This is a genomic window from Stagnihabitans sp. (genome assembly GCF_964946895.1).
This window is the reverse complement of the sequence record NZ_CBBQHX010000022.1, coordinates 19279-36740: the sequence shown is the minus strand read 5'-3', so window position 1 is coordinate 36740 and position 17462 is coordinate 19279. Positions and strand designations below refer to the sequence as shown.

General features: G+C 64.5%; 21 protein-coding genes. 14 read left to right on the top strand and 7 right to left on the bottom strand.

The genetic code is table 11. From position 1 onward, the window contains the following. The first annotated feature begins 230 nt into the window (after positions 1 to 230). The 4 genes from rplU to AC1Y2B_RS14585 all read left to right on the top strand — a co-directional run bounded on the left by rplU (position 231) and on the right by AC1Y2B_RS14585 (position 2617). On the top strand, positions 231 to 626 hold the full coding sequence (gene rplU, locus AC1Y2B_RS14600) for a 50S ribosomal protein L21 (protein ID WP_482253840.1): 396 nt from the start codon (positions 231 to 233) through the stop codon (positions 624 to 626). Positions 627 to 632: 6 nt separating this feature from the next. After that, positions 633 to 902, top strand: a complete 270-nt coding sequence (gene rpmA / locus AC1Y2B_RS14595; protein WP_482253839.1) for a 50S ribosomal protein L27 — start codon at positions 633 to 635, stop codon at positions 900 to 902. Positions 903 to 1038: 136 nt separating this feature from the next. Further along, positions 1039 to 1614 (top strand): GNAT family N-acetyltransferase, encoded by a 576-nt coding sequence (locus AC1Y2B_RS14590; RefSeq protein ID WP_482253838.1) that lies wholly within the window; start codon positions 1039 to 1041, stop codon positions 1612 to 1614. 1 nt (position 1615) lies between these two features. After that, entirely contained in the window at positions 1616 to 2617 is a 1002-nt protein-coding gene (locus tag AC1Y2B_RS14585; RefSeq protein WP_482253837.1) for a GNAT family N-acetyltransferase, read from the top strand. Positions 2618 to 2784: 167 nt separating this feature from the next. Here the strand turns inward: AC1Y2B_RS14585 and AC1Y2B_RS14580 are convergent, their stop codons facing one another. After that, positions 2785 to 3426, bottom strand: a complete 642-nt coding sequence (locus AC1Y2B_RS14580; protein WP_482253836.1) for a TetR/AcrR family transcriptional regulator — start codon at positions 3424 to 3426, stop codon at positions 2785 to 2787. Positions 3427 to 3526: 100 nt separating this feature from the next. Between AC1Y2B_RS14580 and AC1Y2B_RS14575 the strand changes: the two genes are divergently transcribed. The 8 genes from AC1Y2B_RS14575 (at position 3527) to AC1Y2B_RS14540 (ending at position 10395) form a co-directional block, all read left to right on the top strand. Beyond that, a complete protein-coding gene (locus AC1Y2B_RS14575; protein WP_482253835.1) occupies positions 3527 to 4570 on the top strand; it encodes a polyamine ABC transporter substrate-binding protein in 1044 nt (347 codons plus the stop codon). Next, positions 4567 to 5421: an ABC transporter permease gene (locus tag AC1Y2B_RS14570; RefSeq protein ID WP_482253834.1), complete on the top strand. Its 855-nt coding sequence runs from the start codon at positions 4567 to 4569 to the stop codon at positions 5419 to 5421. Before AC1Y2B_RS14575 ends, AC1Y2B_RS14570 begins: the two co-directional genes overlap by 4 nt. After that, positions 5418 to 6185, top strand: a complete 768-nt coding sequence (locus tag AC1Y2B_RS14565; RefSeq protein ID WP_482253833.1) for an ABC transporter permease — start codon at positions 5418 to 5420, stop codon at positions 6183 to 6185. The genes AC1Y2B_RS14570 and AC1Y2B_RS14565 overlap by 4 nt, the downstream gene beginning before the upstream one ends. Further along, a complete protein-coding gene (locus tag AC1Y2B_RS14560) occupies positions 6182 to 7180 on the top strand; it encodes an ABC transporter ATP-binding protein (protein WP_482253832.1) in 999 nt (332 codons plus the stop codon). Before AC1Y2B_RS14565 ends, AC1Y2B_RS14560 begins: the two co-directional genes overlap by 4 nt. Then, positions 7180 to 7908 carry an MBL fold metallo-hydrolase gene (locus AC1Y2B_RS14555; protein WP_482253831.1) on the top strand — a complete coding sequence of 243 codons (729 nt, stop codon included), beginning with the start codon at positions 7180 to 7182 and terminating at the stop codon, positions 7906 to 7908. Before AC1Y2B_RS14560 ends, AC1Y2B_RS14555 begins: the two co-directional genes overlap by 1 nt. 133 nt (positions 7909 to 8041) lie before the next feature. Then, complete coding sequence (locus AC1Y2B_RS14550) at positions 8042 to 8803, top strand: LamB/YcsF family protein (RefSeq protein WP_482253830.1); 762 nt, start codon at positions 8042 to 8044, stop codon at positions 8801 to 8803. A gap of 3 nt (positions 8804 to 8806) precedes the next feature. After that, entirely contained in the window at positions 8807 to 9466 is a 660-nt protein-coding gene (locus AC1Y2B_RS14545; protein WP_482253829.1) for a 5-oxoprolinase subunit B family protein, read from the top strand. Beyond that, a complete protein-coding gene (locus tag AC1Y2B_RS14540) occupies positions 9463 to 10395 on the top strand; it encodes a 5-oxoprolinase subunit C family protein (RefSeq protein WP_482253828.1) in 933 nt (310 codons plus the stop codon). The genes AC1Y2B_RS14545 and AC1Y2B_RS14540 overlap by 4 nt, the downstream gene beginning before the upstream one ends. A 69-nt stretch (positions 10396 to 10464) precedes the next feature. Here AC1Y2B_RS14540 and AC1Y2B_RS14535 read toward each other — a convergent pair whose 3' ends face one another. The 5 genes from AC1Y2B_RS14535 to AC1Y2B_RS14515 are packed head-to-tail and all read right to left on the bottom strand — an operon-like array spanning position 10465 to position 15269. After that, positions 10465 to 11931 carry an aldehyde dehydrogenase gene (locus AC1Y2B_RS14535; protein WP_482253827.1) on the bottom strand — a complete coding sequence of 489 codons (1467 nt, stop codon included), beginning with the start codon at positions 11929 to 11931 and terminating at the stop codon, positions 10465 to 10467. Positions 11932 to 11940: 9 nt separating this feature from the next. Further along, entirely contained in the window at positions 11941 to 12978 is a 1038-nt protein-coding gene (locus AC1Y2B_RS14530) for an LLM class flavin-dependent oxidoreductase (RefSeq protein WP_482253826.1), read from the bottom strand. After that, positions 12975 to 13904, bottom strand: coding sequence for a flavin reductase family protein (locus AC1Y2B_RS14525; RefSeq protein WP_482253825.1), 930 nt, complete (start codon positions 13902 to 13904; stop codon positions 12975 to 12977). Before AC1Y2B_RS14525 ends, AC1Y2B_RS14530 begins: the two co-directional genes overlap by 4 nt. Continuing rightward, complete coding sequence (locus AC1Y2B_RS14520) at positions 13901 to 14695, bottom strand: alpha/beta fold hydrolase (protein WP_482253824.1); 795 nt, start codon at positions 14693 to 14695, stop codon at positions 13901 to 13903. The genes AC1Y2B_RS14525 and AC1Y2B_RS14520 overlap by 4 nt, the downstream gene beginning before the upstream one ends. Then, positions 14667 to 15269 (bottom strand): amino acid synthesis family protein, encoded by a 603-nt coding sequence (locus AC1Y2B_RS14515; protein ID WP_482253823.1) that lies wholly within the window; start codon positions 15267 to 15269, stop codon positions 14667 to 14669. Before AC1Y2B_RS14515 ends, AC1Y2B_RS14520 begins: the two co-directional genes overlap by 29 nt. Positions 15270 to 15371: 102 nt before the next feature. On the opposite strand from AC1Y2B_RS14515, the gene AC1Y2B_RS14510 reads away from it, so the two are divergent. Then, a complete protein-coding gene (locus AC1Y2B_RS14510) occupies positions 15372 to 16055 on the top strand; it encodes a GntR family transcriptional regulator (protein WP_482253822.1) in 684 nt (227 codons plus the stop codon). Further along, a complete protein-coding gene (locus AC1Y2B_RS14505) occupies positions 16055 to 16339 on the top strand; it encodes a DUF1330 domain-containing protein (RefSeq protein WP_482253821.1) in 285 nt (94 codons plus the stop codon). The genes AC1Y2B_RS14510 and AC1Y2B_RS14505 overlap by 1 nt, the downstream gene beginning before the upstream one ends. A gap of 89 nt (positions 16340 to 16428) precedes the next feature. Here AC1Y2B_RS14505 and AC1Y2B_RS14500 read toward each other — a convergent pair whose 3' ends face one another. Beyond that, on the bottom strand, positions 16429 to 17391 hold the full coding sequence (locus AC1Y2B_RS14500; RefSeq protein WP_482253820.1) for a GlxA family transcriptional regulator: 963 nt from the start codon (positions 17389 to 17391) through the stop codon (positions 16429 to 16431). Positions 17392 to 17462: the final 71 nt, after the last annotated feature.

The window sequence follows — 17462 nt, the reverse complement described above, 5'->3', positions numbered from 1 at the left end:
AAATGCATCGCGCAAGGGATTCATTTCCAAAGCATATCCCTGCATCCGGCGCTTGACTCTCGCGCCCCGGTCAGGGCATATGCGCCATCCCGAATTGTCATCCGACAGCGCGGGGTTTTTGTCATGTCGCCCCAGTGGCGCGCAGTTCGAAGGCGGGGCAACCCGGAAACGCCTGAAACCCGAAAGGAGCAACAGGGGCCGAAGAACGCGGAGAAAGAGAAGGAAGACAGATGTTCGCGGTCCTCAAGACCGGTGGCAAGCAGTACAAAGTGCAGGCGGGTGACGTTCTGCGCGTTGAAAAGCTGGCCGCCATTGCTGGTGACAAGATCCAGTTCAATGAAATTCTGATGGTTGGCGGCGAGACCGTGACCATCGGCTCGCCCACCGTGGCCGGTGCTGCGGTTCAGGCCGACGTGATCGACCAGATCAAGGGCGAAAAGACGATCCACTTCGTCAAGCGTCGCCGCAAGCACTCGTCGCAACGCACCAAGGGCCACCGTCAACAGTGGACTCTGGTCCGCGTGACCGAAGTTCTGGCCTCGGGCGCCGAAGCCACCGGTGTGGCTGCCGCAACCGGCACCGCCGATGCGCGCCGCGCTGCCCACAACGCTGCTGCACAGGAGTAATCCCACATGGCACACAAGAAAGCAGGCGGCTCATCCCGCAACGGTCGCGACTCCGCAGGGCGTCGTCTGGGCGTGAAGCTGTTCGGCGGCCAAGCGGCCATCCCGGGCAACATCATCTGCCGTCAGCGCGGCACCACCTGGTTCCCGGGTGAAGGCGTTGGCATGGGCACCGACCACACGATCTTCGCGGTCGTGGAAGGCAAGGTGACCTTCAAGAAGGGCCTCAAGGGCCGCACCTTTATTTCGGTTCTCCCGGTTGCGGAGGCTGCCGAGTAAGCCGAACCTTTACAAATGGCTTGTAAACGGGGGGTCGGCTGAAAAGCCGGTCCCCCGGCTCATTTCCGGGTTCGGAGATGAGAGGAGACGTTCCAATGGGCACCATATGCGCCCCATGCGCTTTCAGGAGGAAGCCATGACCATGAGTATCGCGTCGCCGGATTTGTCCGTACTGCCCGCCGTGGCGGAAATCACCGCAGGCCGCTTTCTGTTGCGCCCGGTGCGCCGCTCGGATGCGGGTCTCTTTTCGCTTTATGCCGGTGACAAGCGTGTGGCCGAAGGCACGCAATCCATTCCCCATCCCCTGCCGCCCGGCGCGTCCGAGGCGTATGTGGCGCGCGCCATGAAGCTTGGCGGGCCCGAGGATATCTGGGCCATCGACGGCACCGCCGCCGGTCTGGCCGAGGTGCTGGGGGTGATCAGCCTCAAGCGCATGGACGAATCCAAGTGGAATCGCGGCCAGTCCGAGATTGGCTATTGGGTCGCCCCCGCCTTCTGGAACACCGGCATAGCGTCCGAAGCCGTGCGGGCGCTGGTCGCGGCCAACCCGCAGAAGAACCGCACGATCTTTGCCGAGGTGTTTCAGGACAATCCCGGCTCGGCCCGCGTCCTGACCAACGCTGGCTTTGAATATCTGGGGGATGCCGAAAGCTTCTCGGTCGCCCGCAATGCGCGTGTGCCAACATGGACTTACATCAAGAAGCTCGCCTGACATGACCCGCGCCGCCTTTCAGACGGCGCGGCTGTCCCTGCGCCCGGTCCTGCCAGAGGATGAGGCCCCCGTGCTGGCGGGTCTGAATGACCTTGGCGTCAGCGGCTGGCTCTCGGTGGTGCCTTACCCCTACACCTCCGCCGATTTTCATGCGTTCCAAAGCCAGATCGCCCAACCCGGAGGCACCTTTGCCATCGCGGACGCGCGGAGCTTTGTCGGCATCCTCGGCCTTGAAAAGGCCAGCCTCGGCTATTGGCTCATGCCGCAGGCGCAGGGCAGGGGCTATGCGACCGAAGCCGCCCGCGCCGTCCTGGGGTGGCACTTCGCCGGCGGTGGCGGCCCGGTGACGTCGGGCTATTTCGACGGCAACGCCGCCTCGGCCCATGTTCTTGAAAAGCTGGGATTCACCGAAACCGGCCGCCGTCTGAACCTGTGCCGCCCGCTGAACCGCCAGCGCCCGCATGTCGACCTGTGCCTGACGGCGCAGGCCTATTGTGCCGCCCTGCCATGGGTCGCCCACAGCCCCCGCCTGACCTTTCGCCCGTTGCAAGCCACCGATGCCGCGGCCCTGCACGCCATCGTCGCCGATTTTGCCGTCACCCGCCAACTTGGCCCGCGCTGGCCCTGGCCCGCTGACCCCGCCTTCAGCGAATTGCGCGCCCAACCCTTTCCCGGCGAAGGCTTCATCTGGGGCATCTTCCGCGACGGCGTCCTGATCGGCACCGTCGGCGTCGCCGAGGGCGAGTTGGGCTACATGCTGGCGCCCGCGGCCTGGGGCCAAGGCTACGCGACCGAGGCCTGTCGCCCCGCCCTTGCCCAAGCCTTCGCCGCCGGCCTTGCCCAGATCGGGGCGGGTGTCTGGGCTGACAACCTCGCCTCGCAGCACGTGCTGACCAAACTCGGCTTCACCGTGACCGGCCAGACCATCGGCACCTCCGCGGCAAGGCCCGAGCCGACCGCTGGCCTGACGCTCAGCCTGAAACGCCCGCAGGTCGGGGCCTGACCCGACCACCCCCCCCCCGACCACCACCCCCGACCAACCCCCCCCGACCACTGCGGCCCGATTCGTCTCAAATGGTTAACGGTTTGCGGTCTTGCCGCGCGTAGAGACGCAAGGAAGACAGAAGCAAGACGGAAAAAAGACCGTCAAAACCCGTCACGCCGCCCCGGTTAATCCAGCGTTCGCAAGGGCTTGGCCGGGGCGGCCAGCAAATGCGCCAAGGCCGCCACCTGCCGCGTCATCCCGGCCTTCAGCGTCTCCACCGTCATCTCCTCGACCTTGACGAATTCGATGAACATCTGGTTCAGCGTGTTGAAGATCACCTGACCCAAAGCCCCCGCATCCACATCCGCCCGCGCCAGTCCGCGCCGCTGCAACTCGCGGACAAGGGCGCAGACCTGATCGGTCAGGCTGTGATCCAAAGCGGTAAACCGTTGAGAAAACGGGGTTTCCGCCGCCTGAATCGTCAGCGCCATCGCCGTGCGCCACAGGTCCTTGGTCAGGTAGGTGTTGGAATGGTCATAGTAGCCGCCGATCAATTGGTTCAGCGCCACCGCAATGTCAAAGGGCGGGGCAAGGACGACGGCCTGCCCCTGTTCCAGCACCTCTTCCACCTCCAGCGTCACAAGGGCCAGCAGCAAATCTCCCTTGTTTTCGAAGTAGTTGTAGAGTGTGCCGACCGAAACCTCCGCCGCCGCCGCGATGTCTTCGGTGCGCACCGCGTCATAACCCGCCTCGCGGAACAGCAGCAAAGCCGCATCAAGAATGCGCTCATGTCTTAGGCGTTTCTGGCGGGCGCGCAGTCCGGTCATCTGGGGTTCTCAGGTTTGGACAATTTTGACATTGACTTTAAATTTGAGCGAACTCAATATTTTTATGAAGCCCGTCAGAGGCCCCCCACAGGAGAGACCCATGCCCCGGAAATCCCTCACCGCCCTCGCCTTGCTGCTTGCGACACCTGCTTTTGCGGAAGACACCCTGAATGCGCTGGTCTGGTGCGACCACACCGACCCCGCACTGATTGCGCCGTTCGAGAAGAAGTATAACGTCAAGGTCAACCTCAAGGAATTCGAGGGCACCGCGGCCGGCCTTGCGATCCTTGACCAAAGCCAACCCGGCGACTGGGACGTGATGGTGATCGACTCGGTCGACGTCCACCGCGCGGTGGAGGCCAAGAAACTGGCCGAACTGCCCGCCGACAAGCTGCCCACAGCCGACTTCTTTCCGGAACTGGTGATGGCGGGCAACAATACGGTGGATGGCAAGACCTATGCCGTGACCGAGAAGTTCGGTTACAATACAATATCTTACGACAAGACCAAGGTCGATCCCAAGGACATGGAGGACATGGCCGCCCTGACCTCGGGCAAGTATGACGGCAAGATCGGCATCTATGACTATTACTTGCCGGTGATGGGACTTCTGGCCTTGGGGCAAGGCATCAAGACCGCCGACCTCAACGCCGATACCCTGCCCAAGCTGCAGGCCTCTTTGACTGCATTGCGCAAATCGGCCAAGCAGGTGTCCGATGTCACCTCGTCGCAAACTGCCTTGGCGACGGGCGATGTCGATATCGTGGTCGGCGGGGGGGAGTGGTTGACGGCGGTTCTGGCCAAGGACAACCCGAACCTTGACTGGACGATCCCCAAGCAGGGCGGTCTGCGCTGGTCGCAGTCGATTGCCGAAGTCGCGGGCACCAAGAAGGCCGATCTGGCGCTGGAGTTCATCCAATACATCGTCTCGCCCGAAGGTCAGGCCGCGCTGGCGCAATCCTCGTGTTATTGGGGGATGCCGGCGAACAAGAAGGCGGGTGATCTGCTGTCGCCCGAAGCCAAGGCCGTTCTGCGTTGGGATCAACAGCCCGACTACATCGCCCGTTCGCAACTGTATCCGATTCCGGACGCCAAGACCGATCAGGCGATGCAGGACATGTGGACCGCGATGCTGAACCAGTGAGCATCCAGACCGCAGAACGCAAACTCGGCTGGGGCCTTCTGGCCCCGGCTTTGCTATGGACCATCGCTTTCTTCGTCGTGCCCTTCCTCGTGATGCTGGCACTGTCCTTCGCCCATATGGAGGGCAGGGCGATCGTGCAGGGCTTTGACCCGGGCAACTACATCCGCGCCTTTACGGATTGGAGCCAGTTCAAGGCCCTGATCAACTCGGTGGAAATCACCCTGACGGTCACGGTGATTTCGGTCGTGCTGGCCTGGCCTTTGGCTGCCATCATCGCTTGGCAGGTTCCTGCGCGATTTCAACGGCTTGCACTGTTGATGGCGGTGCTGCCCTTCTGGACATCTTATGTCGTGCGATCCTATTCGTGGCTTTTGGTGCTGGGCAAGAACGGCGTGATCAACCGCGCGCTGGAGGGGATAGGCGTGATTTCCGAGCCCCTCGCACTCGCCTCGACCCGGACCGCGACAGTCATCGGCTTCGTGCATTTCTTCGTCATGCTGCTGACGCTGACGATCTATGCCAACCTGATCCAGCTTTCGCCCAACTATGCCCGTGCCGCACAAGACCTTGGTGCCAGTCGCTGGGCGACCTTTGTTCATGTCATCCTGCCGCTGACCCTGCCGGGCGTGATCACAGGGGCTTTCGTCACCTTCGTTCTGTGCATCGGCGATTACATCACGCCGCAAATCCTGGGCGGCAACACCGAGCTGACCCTGCCGCAACTGATCATGCTGCAAATGGGCCGCAGCGGTAACTTCCCAATGGCCTCGGCCCTGTCAGTGGTGCTGATGGGGGTGGTGACGCTGGCCTATGCGGCCTGCAGCCGATGGCTGAGACTGGATCGGCTATGAAGCTTCTGTCGTGGGTCTATCTGGCGCTGTCCTATGCCTTTGTCTTCCTGCCGGTGGTGGTGCTGGTGGTCTTTTCCTTTCAGGACGGCCGCCTGCCTGTGCCACCCTTTCAGGGCTTTTCGCTGCAATGGTATGACAAGATCCTTGGCGATTCCGGGTTGATGACGGCCTTGTGGCATTCCGCAGTGGTGGCGGGCATCTCGTCCGCGCTGGCGCTGGTGATGGGGTTTCTGGCGGCCCATGCCTTGGCGCGGGTGCGGCTGCCGGGGTCGGTTCTGATGCGCGGGCTGTTGATTGCTCCGATGACGGTCAGCTATCTGATCATCGCCTTGGGCTTGCTGACGGTTTTCAATCAAAGCGGAGTGCCGCTGTCGCTATGGACGGCGGGGATTGGCCATGTGGTGATCAACCTGCCGCTGTGCTTTGCCATCGCTTATGCCGCGATGGGGGACCATCAGAAGAATGCCGAACGGGCGGCGCGTGATCTTGGGGCGAACGAGGCGCAGGTGCTGTGGCACATCTCTGCCCCGATGCTGGCCCCGGCGTTGGCGGCGGCTTTCTTCCTGTCCGTCACCTTTTCGTGGGACGAGTTCATCATCGCCTTCCTGCTGACCCGCTTTGACGTCACTTTGCCGGTGGAAATCTGGTCCATGCTGCGCTCTGGCCTGTCGCCCGCCACCAATGCGGTGGGGTCGCTGGTCTTCCTTGTCTCGATTTCGGGCGTGTTCCTGATGGAGATCTTTCTGTTCCGGAGGCCGAAATGACCGCCAATGTCTCAATCCAGTCGGTGACGCAAACCTATGGCGCGGCGCTGGCGCTGGACCATGTCAGCCTTGAAATCGCGGCCGGAGAGTTCGTCGTGCTGCTGGGGCCGTCGGGTTGCGGCAAGACCACACTGTTGAACCTGATCGGCGGCTTCACCGAGCCGGTGTCAGGCAAGGTGCTGATCGGTGGCAAGGACATGGCGGGGGTCGGCCCCTCCAGCCGCCCGACGACAACGGTGTTTCAGGATTACGCGCTGTTTCCGCACATGACGCTGGCCGACAATGTGGGCTTTGGTTTGCGGATGCGGGGGATGGCAAAGTCCGAGCGGCGGACCAAGGCCGAGGAGATGCTGGCGCTGGTCGGGCTTCCCGGCAAGGCTGACCGCCGCCCGCATGAGCTTTCCGGAGGCCAGCGCCAGCGCGTGGCCCTGGCGCGGGCTTTGGCGGTCAGCCCGGATGTTCTGCTGCTGGACGAACCGCTTGGTGCGCTGGACCTCAAGCTGCGCCGCGCCATGCAGGACGAGCTGAAGGCGATCCAGCGCCGGGTCGGTACGACCTTCGTCCACGTGACCCATGATCAGGAGGAAGCGATGGCCATCGCCGACCGGATCGTGGTGATGAGTGCCGGCAAGATTGCCGACATCGGCCCGCCGCGTGAGGTTTATCTGCGCCCGAAAAGCCTGTTCTCGGCCGCGTTCATGGGGGAAATCAATCAGATCCCGGTGACCAACGGGCAAACCCCGCTTGGCGTGCTGGTGCAAGGAACTGGCACCCTGCTGATCCGGCCGGAGTCGATCGGGATGACAGGTTCGATGCCCCTGGGGCCCTGCAAGGTTCTGGATGCGGGGTTCTTTGGCACCTATGTTCGCGCCCATGTCGCACCCTTGGCCGCGCCAGAGATGACCCTGACCGTGCATCTGCCGCAAACCGCCGCCACGGCGCCGGGCGAGGTGCTGACACTTTTCGCCACCGATCACGTTATGCTGGAGGCGTGATGGACCGGTCGTCCCCGCAAGATTGGTGGCGCATCCGGACCCTGTCGGATGGCGTGACCTGGATCGACGAGCCGCATATCCACGAATTCTACCGCTGCAACGTCTGGCACATCCGCGGCCGGGACGGCGACATGCTGGTCGACAGCGGCATGGGTGTGGTGAGTTTGCGTGACTCGGTGCCGATCGTGACCGAGCGACCCTTGCAGGCCGTGGCCAGCCATACCCACTTCGACCATATCGGCTGCCACCACGAATTCCCCTGCCGACTTTGCCACGCCGCCGAGGCGGACTTACTGGCCAATCCGACGCGGGCCAACACGCTGGCCGATCCCTATGTGACGGATGACATATTCACCTCCCTGCCGCCGCAGCCTTATCTTTCAACGGCTTATTTGGTGAAATCCGCCCCTGCGACGCGCATCCTGCATGACCGCGACGTCATCGACCTTGGCGACCGGCATTTCGAGGTGATCCACACGCCCGGCCATTCGCCGGGCGGCATCGCCCTGTGGGAGGCCGCGACCGGTGTGCTGTTTTCCGGCGACATCGTCTACGACGGGCCTCTGATCGAAGAAACCTACCATTCCAACGCCACAGACTACCACGCTTCGATGGTTCGGCTTTACGATCTGCCGGTGCGGGTGGTGCATGGCGGGCATTTCGCCAGCTATGACGGGGCACGGCACCGCCAGATCATCGGCGACTGGCTGCGCGAGAAAGAGCGCTGAGGTTCCGGATTTTCCGCGAAACTCCGGAGAATCGACGTTTTGTCGAAAATCCGCCGAAAGATATTTCGCAGGAAAATCGTGGGCCTTGCATCCCGGCGCGTGACAATGTTGCATGACCCGACCGGAGGGACCCATGCGCATCATCGACCTCAATTCTGATCTGGGCGAGGGATTTGGTCCCTGGTCGATGGGGGACGACGCAGCCATGCTGGGGCTGGTCACCTCGGCCAATATCGCTTGCGGGGGGCATGCTTCCGACCCCGAAACCATGTTCGCCACCCTGCGGCTTGCTGCAGACAAGGGCGTGACCATCGGCGCCCACCCCGGCTACAATGATCGCGAGGGCTTTGGCCGCCGCATCATCCCGATGACCCCGGCTGAGATCACACGGATGACGGCGGCGCAGATCGGGAGCCTGATGGGTGTTGCGGCTTTGGCCGGGGCCCGCGTGGCCTATGTCAAGGCGCATGGCGCATTGGCCAACTATGCCGCCGATACCCGCGCGGCGGCGGATGCCATTGTGGCGGCGGTCCGCGCGCTGTCGCCCGATCTGGCGCTGCTGGCGATTTCGGGGACCGAACTGGAGCACGCGGCCCGTGCGGCGGGGCAGCCGGTCTATTCGGAAATTTTTGCCGACCGGGGCTATCTGTCAACCGGGCGTCTGGTGCCGCGCAGCCGTGCCGATGCCATGATCCCCGATGCCAAGGCAGCGGCCGACCGGTTGCTGGCCTTTCTGGACACCGGCCTGATGCCTGTGGTCGATGGCGATCCGATCCAGCTTGATGCCCAGTCGATCTGCATCCATGGCGACAGTCCACACGCGGTGGGCATGGCACGCGAGATCCGTGCGCGGCTGACGGCTGCGGGCATCACGCTCGCGCCGTTTCTGGCCTGAGCCGTGGCGCTGTATCGTCCGGTGGCCGACCATGCCATGCTGGTGGAGTTTGGCACAGCGATCACCGAGGATGCCCATGCGCAGGTTCTGGCGCTGGACCAAGCCCTTGCCGCACAGCCATTTCCCGGCTTTCGCGAGGCGATCCCGGCCTTTGTCAACCTGCTGGTCGATTTTGATCCGGTGGTAACCGACCACGGTCAGGTCGCGGCGCATTTGCGCAGCCTTGCCGGACAGACCCACGCCGCAATTCCCCCCGCCACGCGCGAGGTACTGGTCTGCTACGAGGCCGCGCCGGACCTTGCCGAGGTCGCGCGCCGAACGGGGCTGTCGACCGAGGCGGTGATCGCCGCCCATCTGGCGGGCGATTACCGGGTGTTCCTGTACGGGTTTGCGCCGGGATATGCCTATATGGGCGGCCTGCCTGCGCCGCTGCGTCTGGACCGCAAGACCGCTCCGGTGCGCGGCGTGCCGGCAGGCAGTGTCATCATCGCCGGCGCGCAATGTCTGATCACGACGTTGACCATGCCCACCGGCTGGTGGATCATCGGCCGCACGCCGACCCGCGTGCTGACGGGACAAGTGGCCCGGCCGTTCCTGTTTGACGTGGGTGACCATGTCCGTTTCCGCCGGATCTCGGCCGCAGAGCTTGAGGCCATGACGTGACCCGCCTGCGCGTGGCCTTCGCCGGGCCCCATGTCACCTTTCAGGACCGGGGGCGGAGCGGGATGATGCGCTTTGGCGTGCCGGCTTCGGGTCCGATGGACCGCAAGGCTTTCGCCATCGCCCAAGCCGTGCTGGGCAATGCACCAGAGGCTGTGGCGATCGAGGTCTCGTTGGGCGGGCTGACGCTGGAGTGTTTGGACGGTGCCGTGACTTTTGCAGTCGTCGGCGGCGGGTTCATTGTGCAGAAGGGGGCGGAGCGGATCGGGTCCTGGCAGGTTCAGACCCTGCGCGCGGGTGAGCGGCTGGTGATCCGTCCGGGTCCCTGGGGCAGCTGGACCTATCTGGCGTTTGCCGGGGCAGTGCAGGCCCCGCTTTGGCTGGGCAGTGCCGCAACCCATGGCCCTTCGGGCCTTGGCGGCGGCAGGCTTGGATCGGGGCAGATCATCGAGGTGCGCGATCCCCGCGTGACGCCCCTGCGGCACGGCGCGGTGCCTTGCCCGATATGGGCGCGACCCCGACCTGTCCTGCATGCGGTCTCCGGCCCGCAAGACCGCTTCTTTTCCGCCGAGTGCCTGCAGGATCTGGGCACCATGCCCTTTCATCTGACCGATGCCTATGACCGGATGGGTTGGCGGCTGCGTGGCCCCTTGCTGACCCCGGACGGTGCCTTGCAGATCCCGTCAGAACCGATCCTGCGCGGCTCGATTCAGGTGGCGGGCGATGGCGTGGCCACGGTGATGTTGGCGGATCATGGCACGACGGGGGGCTATCCCAAGATCGCCACGGTGGTGTCGGACGATCTGGACGGATTTGTGCAATTGCGGCCGAAGGATGCCGTGCGCTTCAAGTTGGTATCTGCAGCGCAGGCGGTCACCTTGGCGCGCCGTGGCGCGAAGGCCTTGCACGACTATCTGACCCGGTCGCCCTGAGCCACGGCGGGGAGGCCTGCCTCCCCGTGCCCCACCGGAGTATTTCCGAAGGAGCAATGGCAAGGGGGATCAGCGCATGACGAAAGGGTCGGGGATCGGATCGTCGGAGGTTCTGAGCCAGACGGTTTTGGTGGTGGTGTAGTCGAGCGCGGCAGCCAGTCCACCCTCGCGGCCGTGGCCCGAAAGGCCGGAGCCGCCGAAGGGCGCGATGGGCGAGACGGCGCGATAGGTGTTGACCCAGACCACCCCGGCGCGGATGGCCCGGATCATGCGGTGGGCGCGGGTGAGCGAGGCGGTGAAGACACCGGAGGCGAGGCCGTATCGGGTGTCGTTGGCGAGGTCGATGGCTTCATCCTCGGTGTCGAAGGTTACGACGGTCAGGACGGGGCCGAAGAATTCCTGTGACAGGGCAGGGGCTTCAGGCGCATCGCTGCAGTCGATGATGGTGGGCGGGAAGTAGAATCCGGGGCCAGTTGGGGTTTGGCCCCCGGTGATCAGGGCGGCGCCAGCGGCGAGGGAGGCGGCGATGGTGGTCTCGATATGGCTGCGTTGGCGCTGGGTGCAGAGGGGGCCGACTTCGGTGGTCATCAGGTCGGGCGCTGCGATCTTGATGGCCTCGGCTTTCGCCTTCAGCTTGCCGAGGAAGGCGTCCCTAACGCTGCGCTGGATCAGAAGGCGGGAGCCTGCGACACAACTTTGCCCGGTGGCGGCGAAGATCCCCGAGACCTGGGCGTTGGCGGCACTTTCCAAATCAGCGTCGGCGAAGACAATGAAGGGGGATTTGCCGCCGAGTTCCAGCGAGGTGGAAGCGAGGTTTTCCGCCGAATTGCGCACCACGGCGCGGGCGGTGCCGGGACCGCCGGTGAAGGCGATGTGGGAGACTTTCGGGTGGCAGGTCAGGATATGGCCGCATTTCGGGCCAAAGCCGGTGATGACGTTGACCACGCCTTTCGGAAACCCGGCTTCGTGGATCAGCCGGGCAAATTCCAGCAGCGGTGCCGGGCCGTCTTCGGAGGCTTTCAGGACCACGGTGCAGCCCGCCGCCAGCGCTGGCCCCAGTTTCACTGCCGTCAGGAAAAGCTGGCTGTTCCACGGCACGATGGCGGCGACGACACCAACCGGCTCTCGGCGGGTCCAGACCTCCATATCCGGCTTGTCGATCGGCAGATGGGCGCCTTCGATCTTGTCGGCCAACCCTGCGTAATAGCGGTAGTAATCCGCGACATAGGCGATCTGGGCCGAGGTTTCGCGGATGATCTTGCCGGTGTCGCGGGTTTCCAGCGCCGCCAGACGGGGGGCTGCGGCCAGCACCAGATCAGCGAGCTTCATCAACAGCTTGCCACGGGCTGTCGCGGTCAGCCTGGGCCAGGGGCCGGAGCGGAAGGCGCGGTGGGCGGCCTCGACGGCGCGGTTCACCTCATCCTCGCGCGCCTCGGGCATCAGGGCCCAAGGGTTGCCCGTGGCGGGGTCAAGGCTTTCGAACTGGGCCGCGCCATCTTCAAAAGCGCCGTCGATGTAAAGCTGGAAGCGGTCCATTTGGGTTCCTTAGGCGAATGCGGGCAAGACGTCGGCGATGAAGCGTTCCAGCGAGGCTTTCTTTCGCGCGAAACTCATGCCGCTGTCGATCCAGATCGAGAATTCGTCGTAGCCCATCGCCTCATAGCCCTTGATGCGGCTGATCACCTCGGGCGCTTCGCCCACGATGTGGTTCTTGCGCATGATTTCGGGCGTGTAATTCGGGTTGGCGGCGATTTCCTCAGGCGAGATCGTTTCCAGCAGGCCCATCGAGATCGGCTTCTCGTTCTTGAACCAGGCGGCGAAGTAGTTGAAGAACTCGTTCAACTCGATGGCACCCTGATGGGCGTCAGCCTCGGAATCCGCGACATAGGTGTGGCGCAGCACCATGATCTTCGGGCGCGGCCGGTCGGAATGCTTGGCGCAGGCGGCGTTGAACTTGTCCATCAGCGATTGCACCTCGCTGTCGCCCAGATGCATCGGCGTGACCTGCACGTTGCAGCCATTGGCCACGGCGAATTCGTGGCTGTTGATGTCACGGGCGGCAACCCAGATTGGCGGGAACGGCTTTTGCAGGGGCAGGGGGGCCGAGGTGGTTTTGGGGAACTGCCAATACTGGCCGTTGTGTTCATAGTCACCTGCCCAGAGGCCCTTGATCGCCGGGATAAGTTCTCGCATTTTCTGGCCGGCGGTCCAGGCATCCAGACCCGGCGAGAGGCGTTCATATTCAAAGCCGTAGGCACCGCGTGCAATGCCAAGGTCAAGGCGGCCATCCATGATGATGTCGGCCATCGCGGCCTCGCCGGCCAGACGGATCGGGTGCCAGAAGGGGGCAATCACGGTGCCGGTGCCAAGACGGACGTTCTTGGTGCGGCGAGCGATGTCGACGAGGTTCAACAGCGGGTTCGGCGCGATGGTGAAATTCATCCCATGGTGTTCGCCCGTCCAGATCGCATGAAACCCGCCCTCATCGGCGATGCGGCAGAGTTCCAGCATTTCCTGATACAGCCGCTCTTGCGGCTCATCGGCCTTGACGCGTTCCATATGGATGAAAAGCGAGAATCTCATTGGGTGTCTCCTGTCACTTTGGCCACCCGGCCAGAGGTCTGGTTGCCGAAATAGATGCCGTAGTTGCCCTGCCGGGATTCTTCGGCCAGACGGTTCAGCATGACGGACATCGCCGGATCGGTGACATCGGGCAGGTTGGCGGGGGCAAGCTCGACAAACGCGCCCTTGGTGGGCATGCCGCCGGTGCAGGCGCAGCGGAAGGCGATGTGCTGGTGGCCCTGGGCGGTATCTTCGAACACCGCATAGATAAACCCCGGTGAGGCTTGCAGGCCAAGTCGGTCGAGAAGCTTGGCCAAGGCGGCCGTGGCGCCCTCGCGGCCGACTTTGGTGGTGGGCAGCGTCAGGCCGCCCATGCCGTCATCGGTCAGCAGCACCGCGCCGTCACGTTCGATCACGGCGGTGACCACGACCTCGGGGCCCGGGGCGACGGCCGCCGAGTTGGCGGTGAAATAGCTGCCCCGGTAGTAGCCAAGGCCGGGTGAGGTGTTGAAGCCATAGGCTTCGACCCGGCCAATCAGTAGCGCATGGTCGCCCGCTTCGACGATCTGGTGGACCGAGCAGTCGAACCACGCCGAGACCCCATCGACGACTGGCGCGCCATGCGGGCCGGGCTGCCATTTGATCGTTGCAAAGCGGTCGGCCACTGGCCTTGCGAAGGTGTTGGAAATCTCGCGCTGATCTTCGGCCAGAATGTTGATCGCAAAGCCCTTGGCCGTGGAAAAGGTCGCATAATTGCTGGAACTGCGTGCGATGGACACCATCAGCAGCGGCGGCTCTAGCGAAACGGAGGAAAAGGAATTGGCGGTGAAGCCCAAGGGCTTGCCTTGCGTTTCGCCAGAATGGCCGATGGTGGTGACCACCGTCACCCCGGTCATGAAGGTGCCAAAGGCATCGCGCAGGCGGCGGCGGTCATCGGCGTCAGTCATGCGCGTTTCTCCAGTTGGGCGCGGGGCTGGCCAAGCCACGCGGTTAGCGCCGCATTGACAAGGTCGGGGGCGGTCAGGTTGACCATGTGGCGGTGGTTCTCGATCACAATGGCTTGGCCCAAGGGGGCGGCGGCGGCCATCGCGCGGGCCATCTCGGCGGTGGAGTTCGGGTCATCGGCGCCGGTCAGGAACAGGGCAGGGCAGTCGATCCGGCCCATATCATCGGCAAAAGTGTCATCGCCCAGCGAGAACGCCCGGTAGGCCGACGCATAGCCCGCCCCGGTGACACTCGACAACCAGCCCGCCACGAGGGCCCGCACCGAAGCTTCCTCGGGACGGAACCAGCGGTTGAGCGGCGTCTCAAGATCAAAAGCCCCTGCTGCAATCGCCTCGGCCCGCGCCACGACGGCGGCTCGCGCGCCGGCATCGCGCCGATGGACGCCGTTCAGCAAGGCCAGCCGCCGCACGTTGGCTGGATGCCGGACAGCCAGACCCAAGGCGATCAGCGCCCCCATCGAATGCCCCGCCACATTGGCCGAGGTCAGCCCCAGCCGCGCCATCGCCCGCGCCGCCCAGTCGACATAATCGGTCAGCAAGGCCCCCTCGGGCAAAGCCGAAGTCCCGCCATGCCCCGGCATATCGACGGCAATCACCCGGCCGGGCAGGCCCATCTGCGGCCCCCAGGCCTCTGCCCGCATCCCAACGCCATGGATCAGCAGCAGCGGCTCGCCTGCACCCGCCTCGATCCACCGCAAGCTGCCGTCAGACCCCTGCAGGGTTCGAGGCTTCATGGCCCAGCTCCTCCAGATCCTTGTAGCGGTTGCCGATCCGGTGATGCGGCCGCCCGCCGATCGATGCCCCCAAAGCCACGACAATCTCATCTGCCGCCGGGGCGTCCGGGATAGAGAAGTGGATCGTCAGATAATGCGACCGCGCCCCCTCATCGCCCTTGTGCATCAGGGGGATCATGATCGGAGCATTCGCCCCGCCGCGCGTGTTGCAGAAAGACAGGTAGGATTTGGCCCCCACTGCCGTCCGGTAATGGTTGCCAAAGCGCAGCGTGTGGATCAGGGCCGAGGCATGCTCGACCTCGCCGTCCAGACCCACGACGGCGGATTTTCCATAACCTTCAACCGCCTCGCCCCCACCCGTCCGCTCCAGGATCATGGCGGTCAGCAGCTTGCCCAGTTCGGGGGCGACATCCTTGATCTCTGGCCCCAAGTCCTCGACAAAGCCGCGCCCGGCCCAGGGATTCTTGATCACCGCCGCCGCCGCGATCAGCACCAAGGGCCGGGGCGCCGCTTTGCCACCCTCGATCAGCGTGGTTTCAACATAGGTCAGGGTTTTGCGGATCAGGGCTGGCATGGTGTCCTCAGACTCAGGTCTCGGTTGGCTTATCTTGGTATACCATCGGACAACATGTCAAGAATTCTTGCATGGCCTGCGACAAAAGGTTAGGCTTTGGCCATGATGACCGCACATGACGACCTGAAAATTGAGCAGATGCCGCAAACCCTGCGCGAGATCGTACTGGGCCGGATGCGCGCCGCCATCCTGTCGGGACGGTTTGCCAGCGGAGAGCGCTTGGTGGAACGCACGCTTTGCGACCAGTTGGGCGTCAGCCGCTCGGTCGTGCGCGAGGTAATCCGCATCCTCGAGGCTGAGGGGTTGGTGGAAACGATGCCCAATCGCGGGCCGATGGTCGCCACGCTGGACTGGCACCGGGCCCGGCAAATCTACGACATTCGCCTCCTTTTGGAACAGGGGGCGGCTGCGGCCTGCGCCGAAGCGGCCGATGCCGCGACCAAAGCCAGGCTGACCCAAGCCCTGCACGGCATCGCCGAGGCTTTCGCGTCTGGCCAAAGCCTGACGCTCGCGCAAGCCACCACCGCCTTTTACGAGGTGATCTTCCTGTCCGCCGGCCACGAAATCGCCTGGGAGATCGTCCAGCGCCTCAATGGCCGCATCAGTCGCCTGCGCGCTCTGACGCTTGCCACCCAGGAACGCAACGTCTCCGGCCTTGCCCGCATGACCCGCATTCACGACGCCATCCTTGCCAATGACGCGCCGGCCGCAGCCCAGGCCGTCCGCGACCACCTGACCGAGGCCTCTGCCATCGCAGAGCGCCTCCTGAAAGCCGAGACCCCTTGATGCCCGCATACTGGATCGCCCAAGTCACAGTCACCGACCCCGAGCGCTACAAGGGCTATCAGGCCCTCGCGCCGCAGGCATTCGCCGCCCATGGTGCCAAATTCCTCGCCCGTGGCGGCGAACACGACAGCCTCGAAGGCCCCGCCCTTGACCGCCACGTGATCATCGAATTCCCCAGCCTGGACGCCGCCCGCGCCTGCTATGCCTCGCCTGAATACACCGCCGCGCGTCAGGCCCGCGCCGGCGCCTGTGTGGCCCATATCACCCTCGTCGAGGGTCTCTGACCTTAACGCATTTGCTCCTTTGGAAATACTCCGGAGGGGCACGGGGAGGCTGGCCTCCCCGCCCCAGCCAAAGGCGACCGGCCCTATCCTCAGCGCAACCGGCTTGGTGCGATCCCGAATTGCGCCCGAAACGCCCGCGACAAGGCCGAAGGGCTGGAAAACCCCGTCCGCAGGGCCACCTCCGCCAAGGGATGACGCGTGTCGGTCATCATCCGCCGCGCGGCCTGCAATCGCAGCGACAGCGCAAAGGCGGCGGGAGTCGTCTGTAATCCGGCGCGGAACAAAGTCTCCAACCGCCGAACCGACAGCCCGATCGCCTGCGCCGTCTCGGCTGCCGTCTCTGGCGCGTCAATCCGCGCCTCCATCCGGGCCACCGCCTGCGCCACCCTCGGGTCCAGCCGCAGATCCGCCATGACCGGCGCCACCTGCGGCTCCGACCCCGGCCTTGGCGTGGTCAGGAACGAGGCCGCCACCTGTCGCGCCAGCGCCGGCCCGTGACGAGAGCCGATCAGATGCAGCATCAAATCCGCCGCAGGCGAGGCTCCTCCGGCGGTGAAACGGTTACGGTCGATGACCCAGCGATCCGGCACCACCTCCACCTCCGGATGCGCGGCCGCCAGATCTTCCAGATCCTCCCAATGCACCGTCGCCCGGTGCCCCGCCAGCAACCCCGCCCGCGCCAGCACCCAGGCCGCCGCGTCAATGCCGCCCACCGCTGCAAACCGCCCCGCCATGCGGCCCAGATCGCGGATCAGGGGCGCTGTAGCCACCTCCGACTGGCGGAACCCCGCAATCACCACCAGCGCATCCGCCCCCTCCGCCGCAGCCAGCGGCCCGGACGACGGCAACTCGATCCCGCAGGTCAAAGGCACTGCCCCGCCATCGGGCGACACCACCCTCCAGCGGTAGGCCTCATGCCCCAGATGCCGGTTGGCCGACCGCATCGGGTCCAGCGTGGACGCCACCTCAAGGATCGACGACTGCGGCAGCACCAGCAGCGCCAGCGTCAGCGGTTGCCGCGATGCGGCGAAGATTGATGCGCTTTTTGACATATCTGCTTCGTAAATCGTCAAGCGCCGCTTGCCAACCCCGCTATGGTGCCCCCAGCCAAATCGGAGAATCC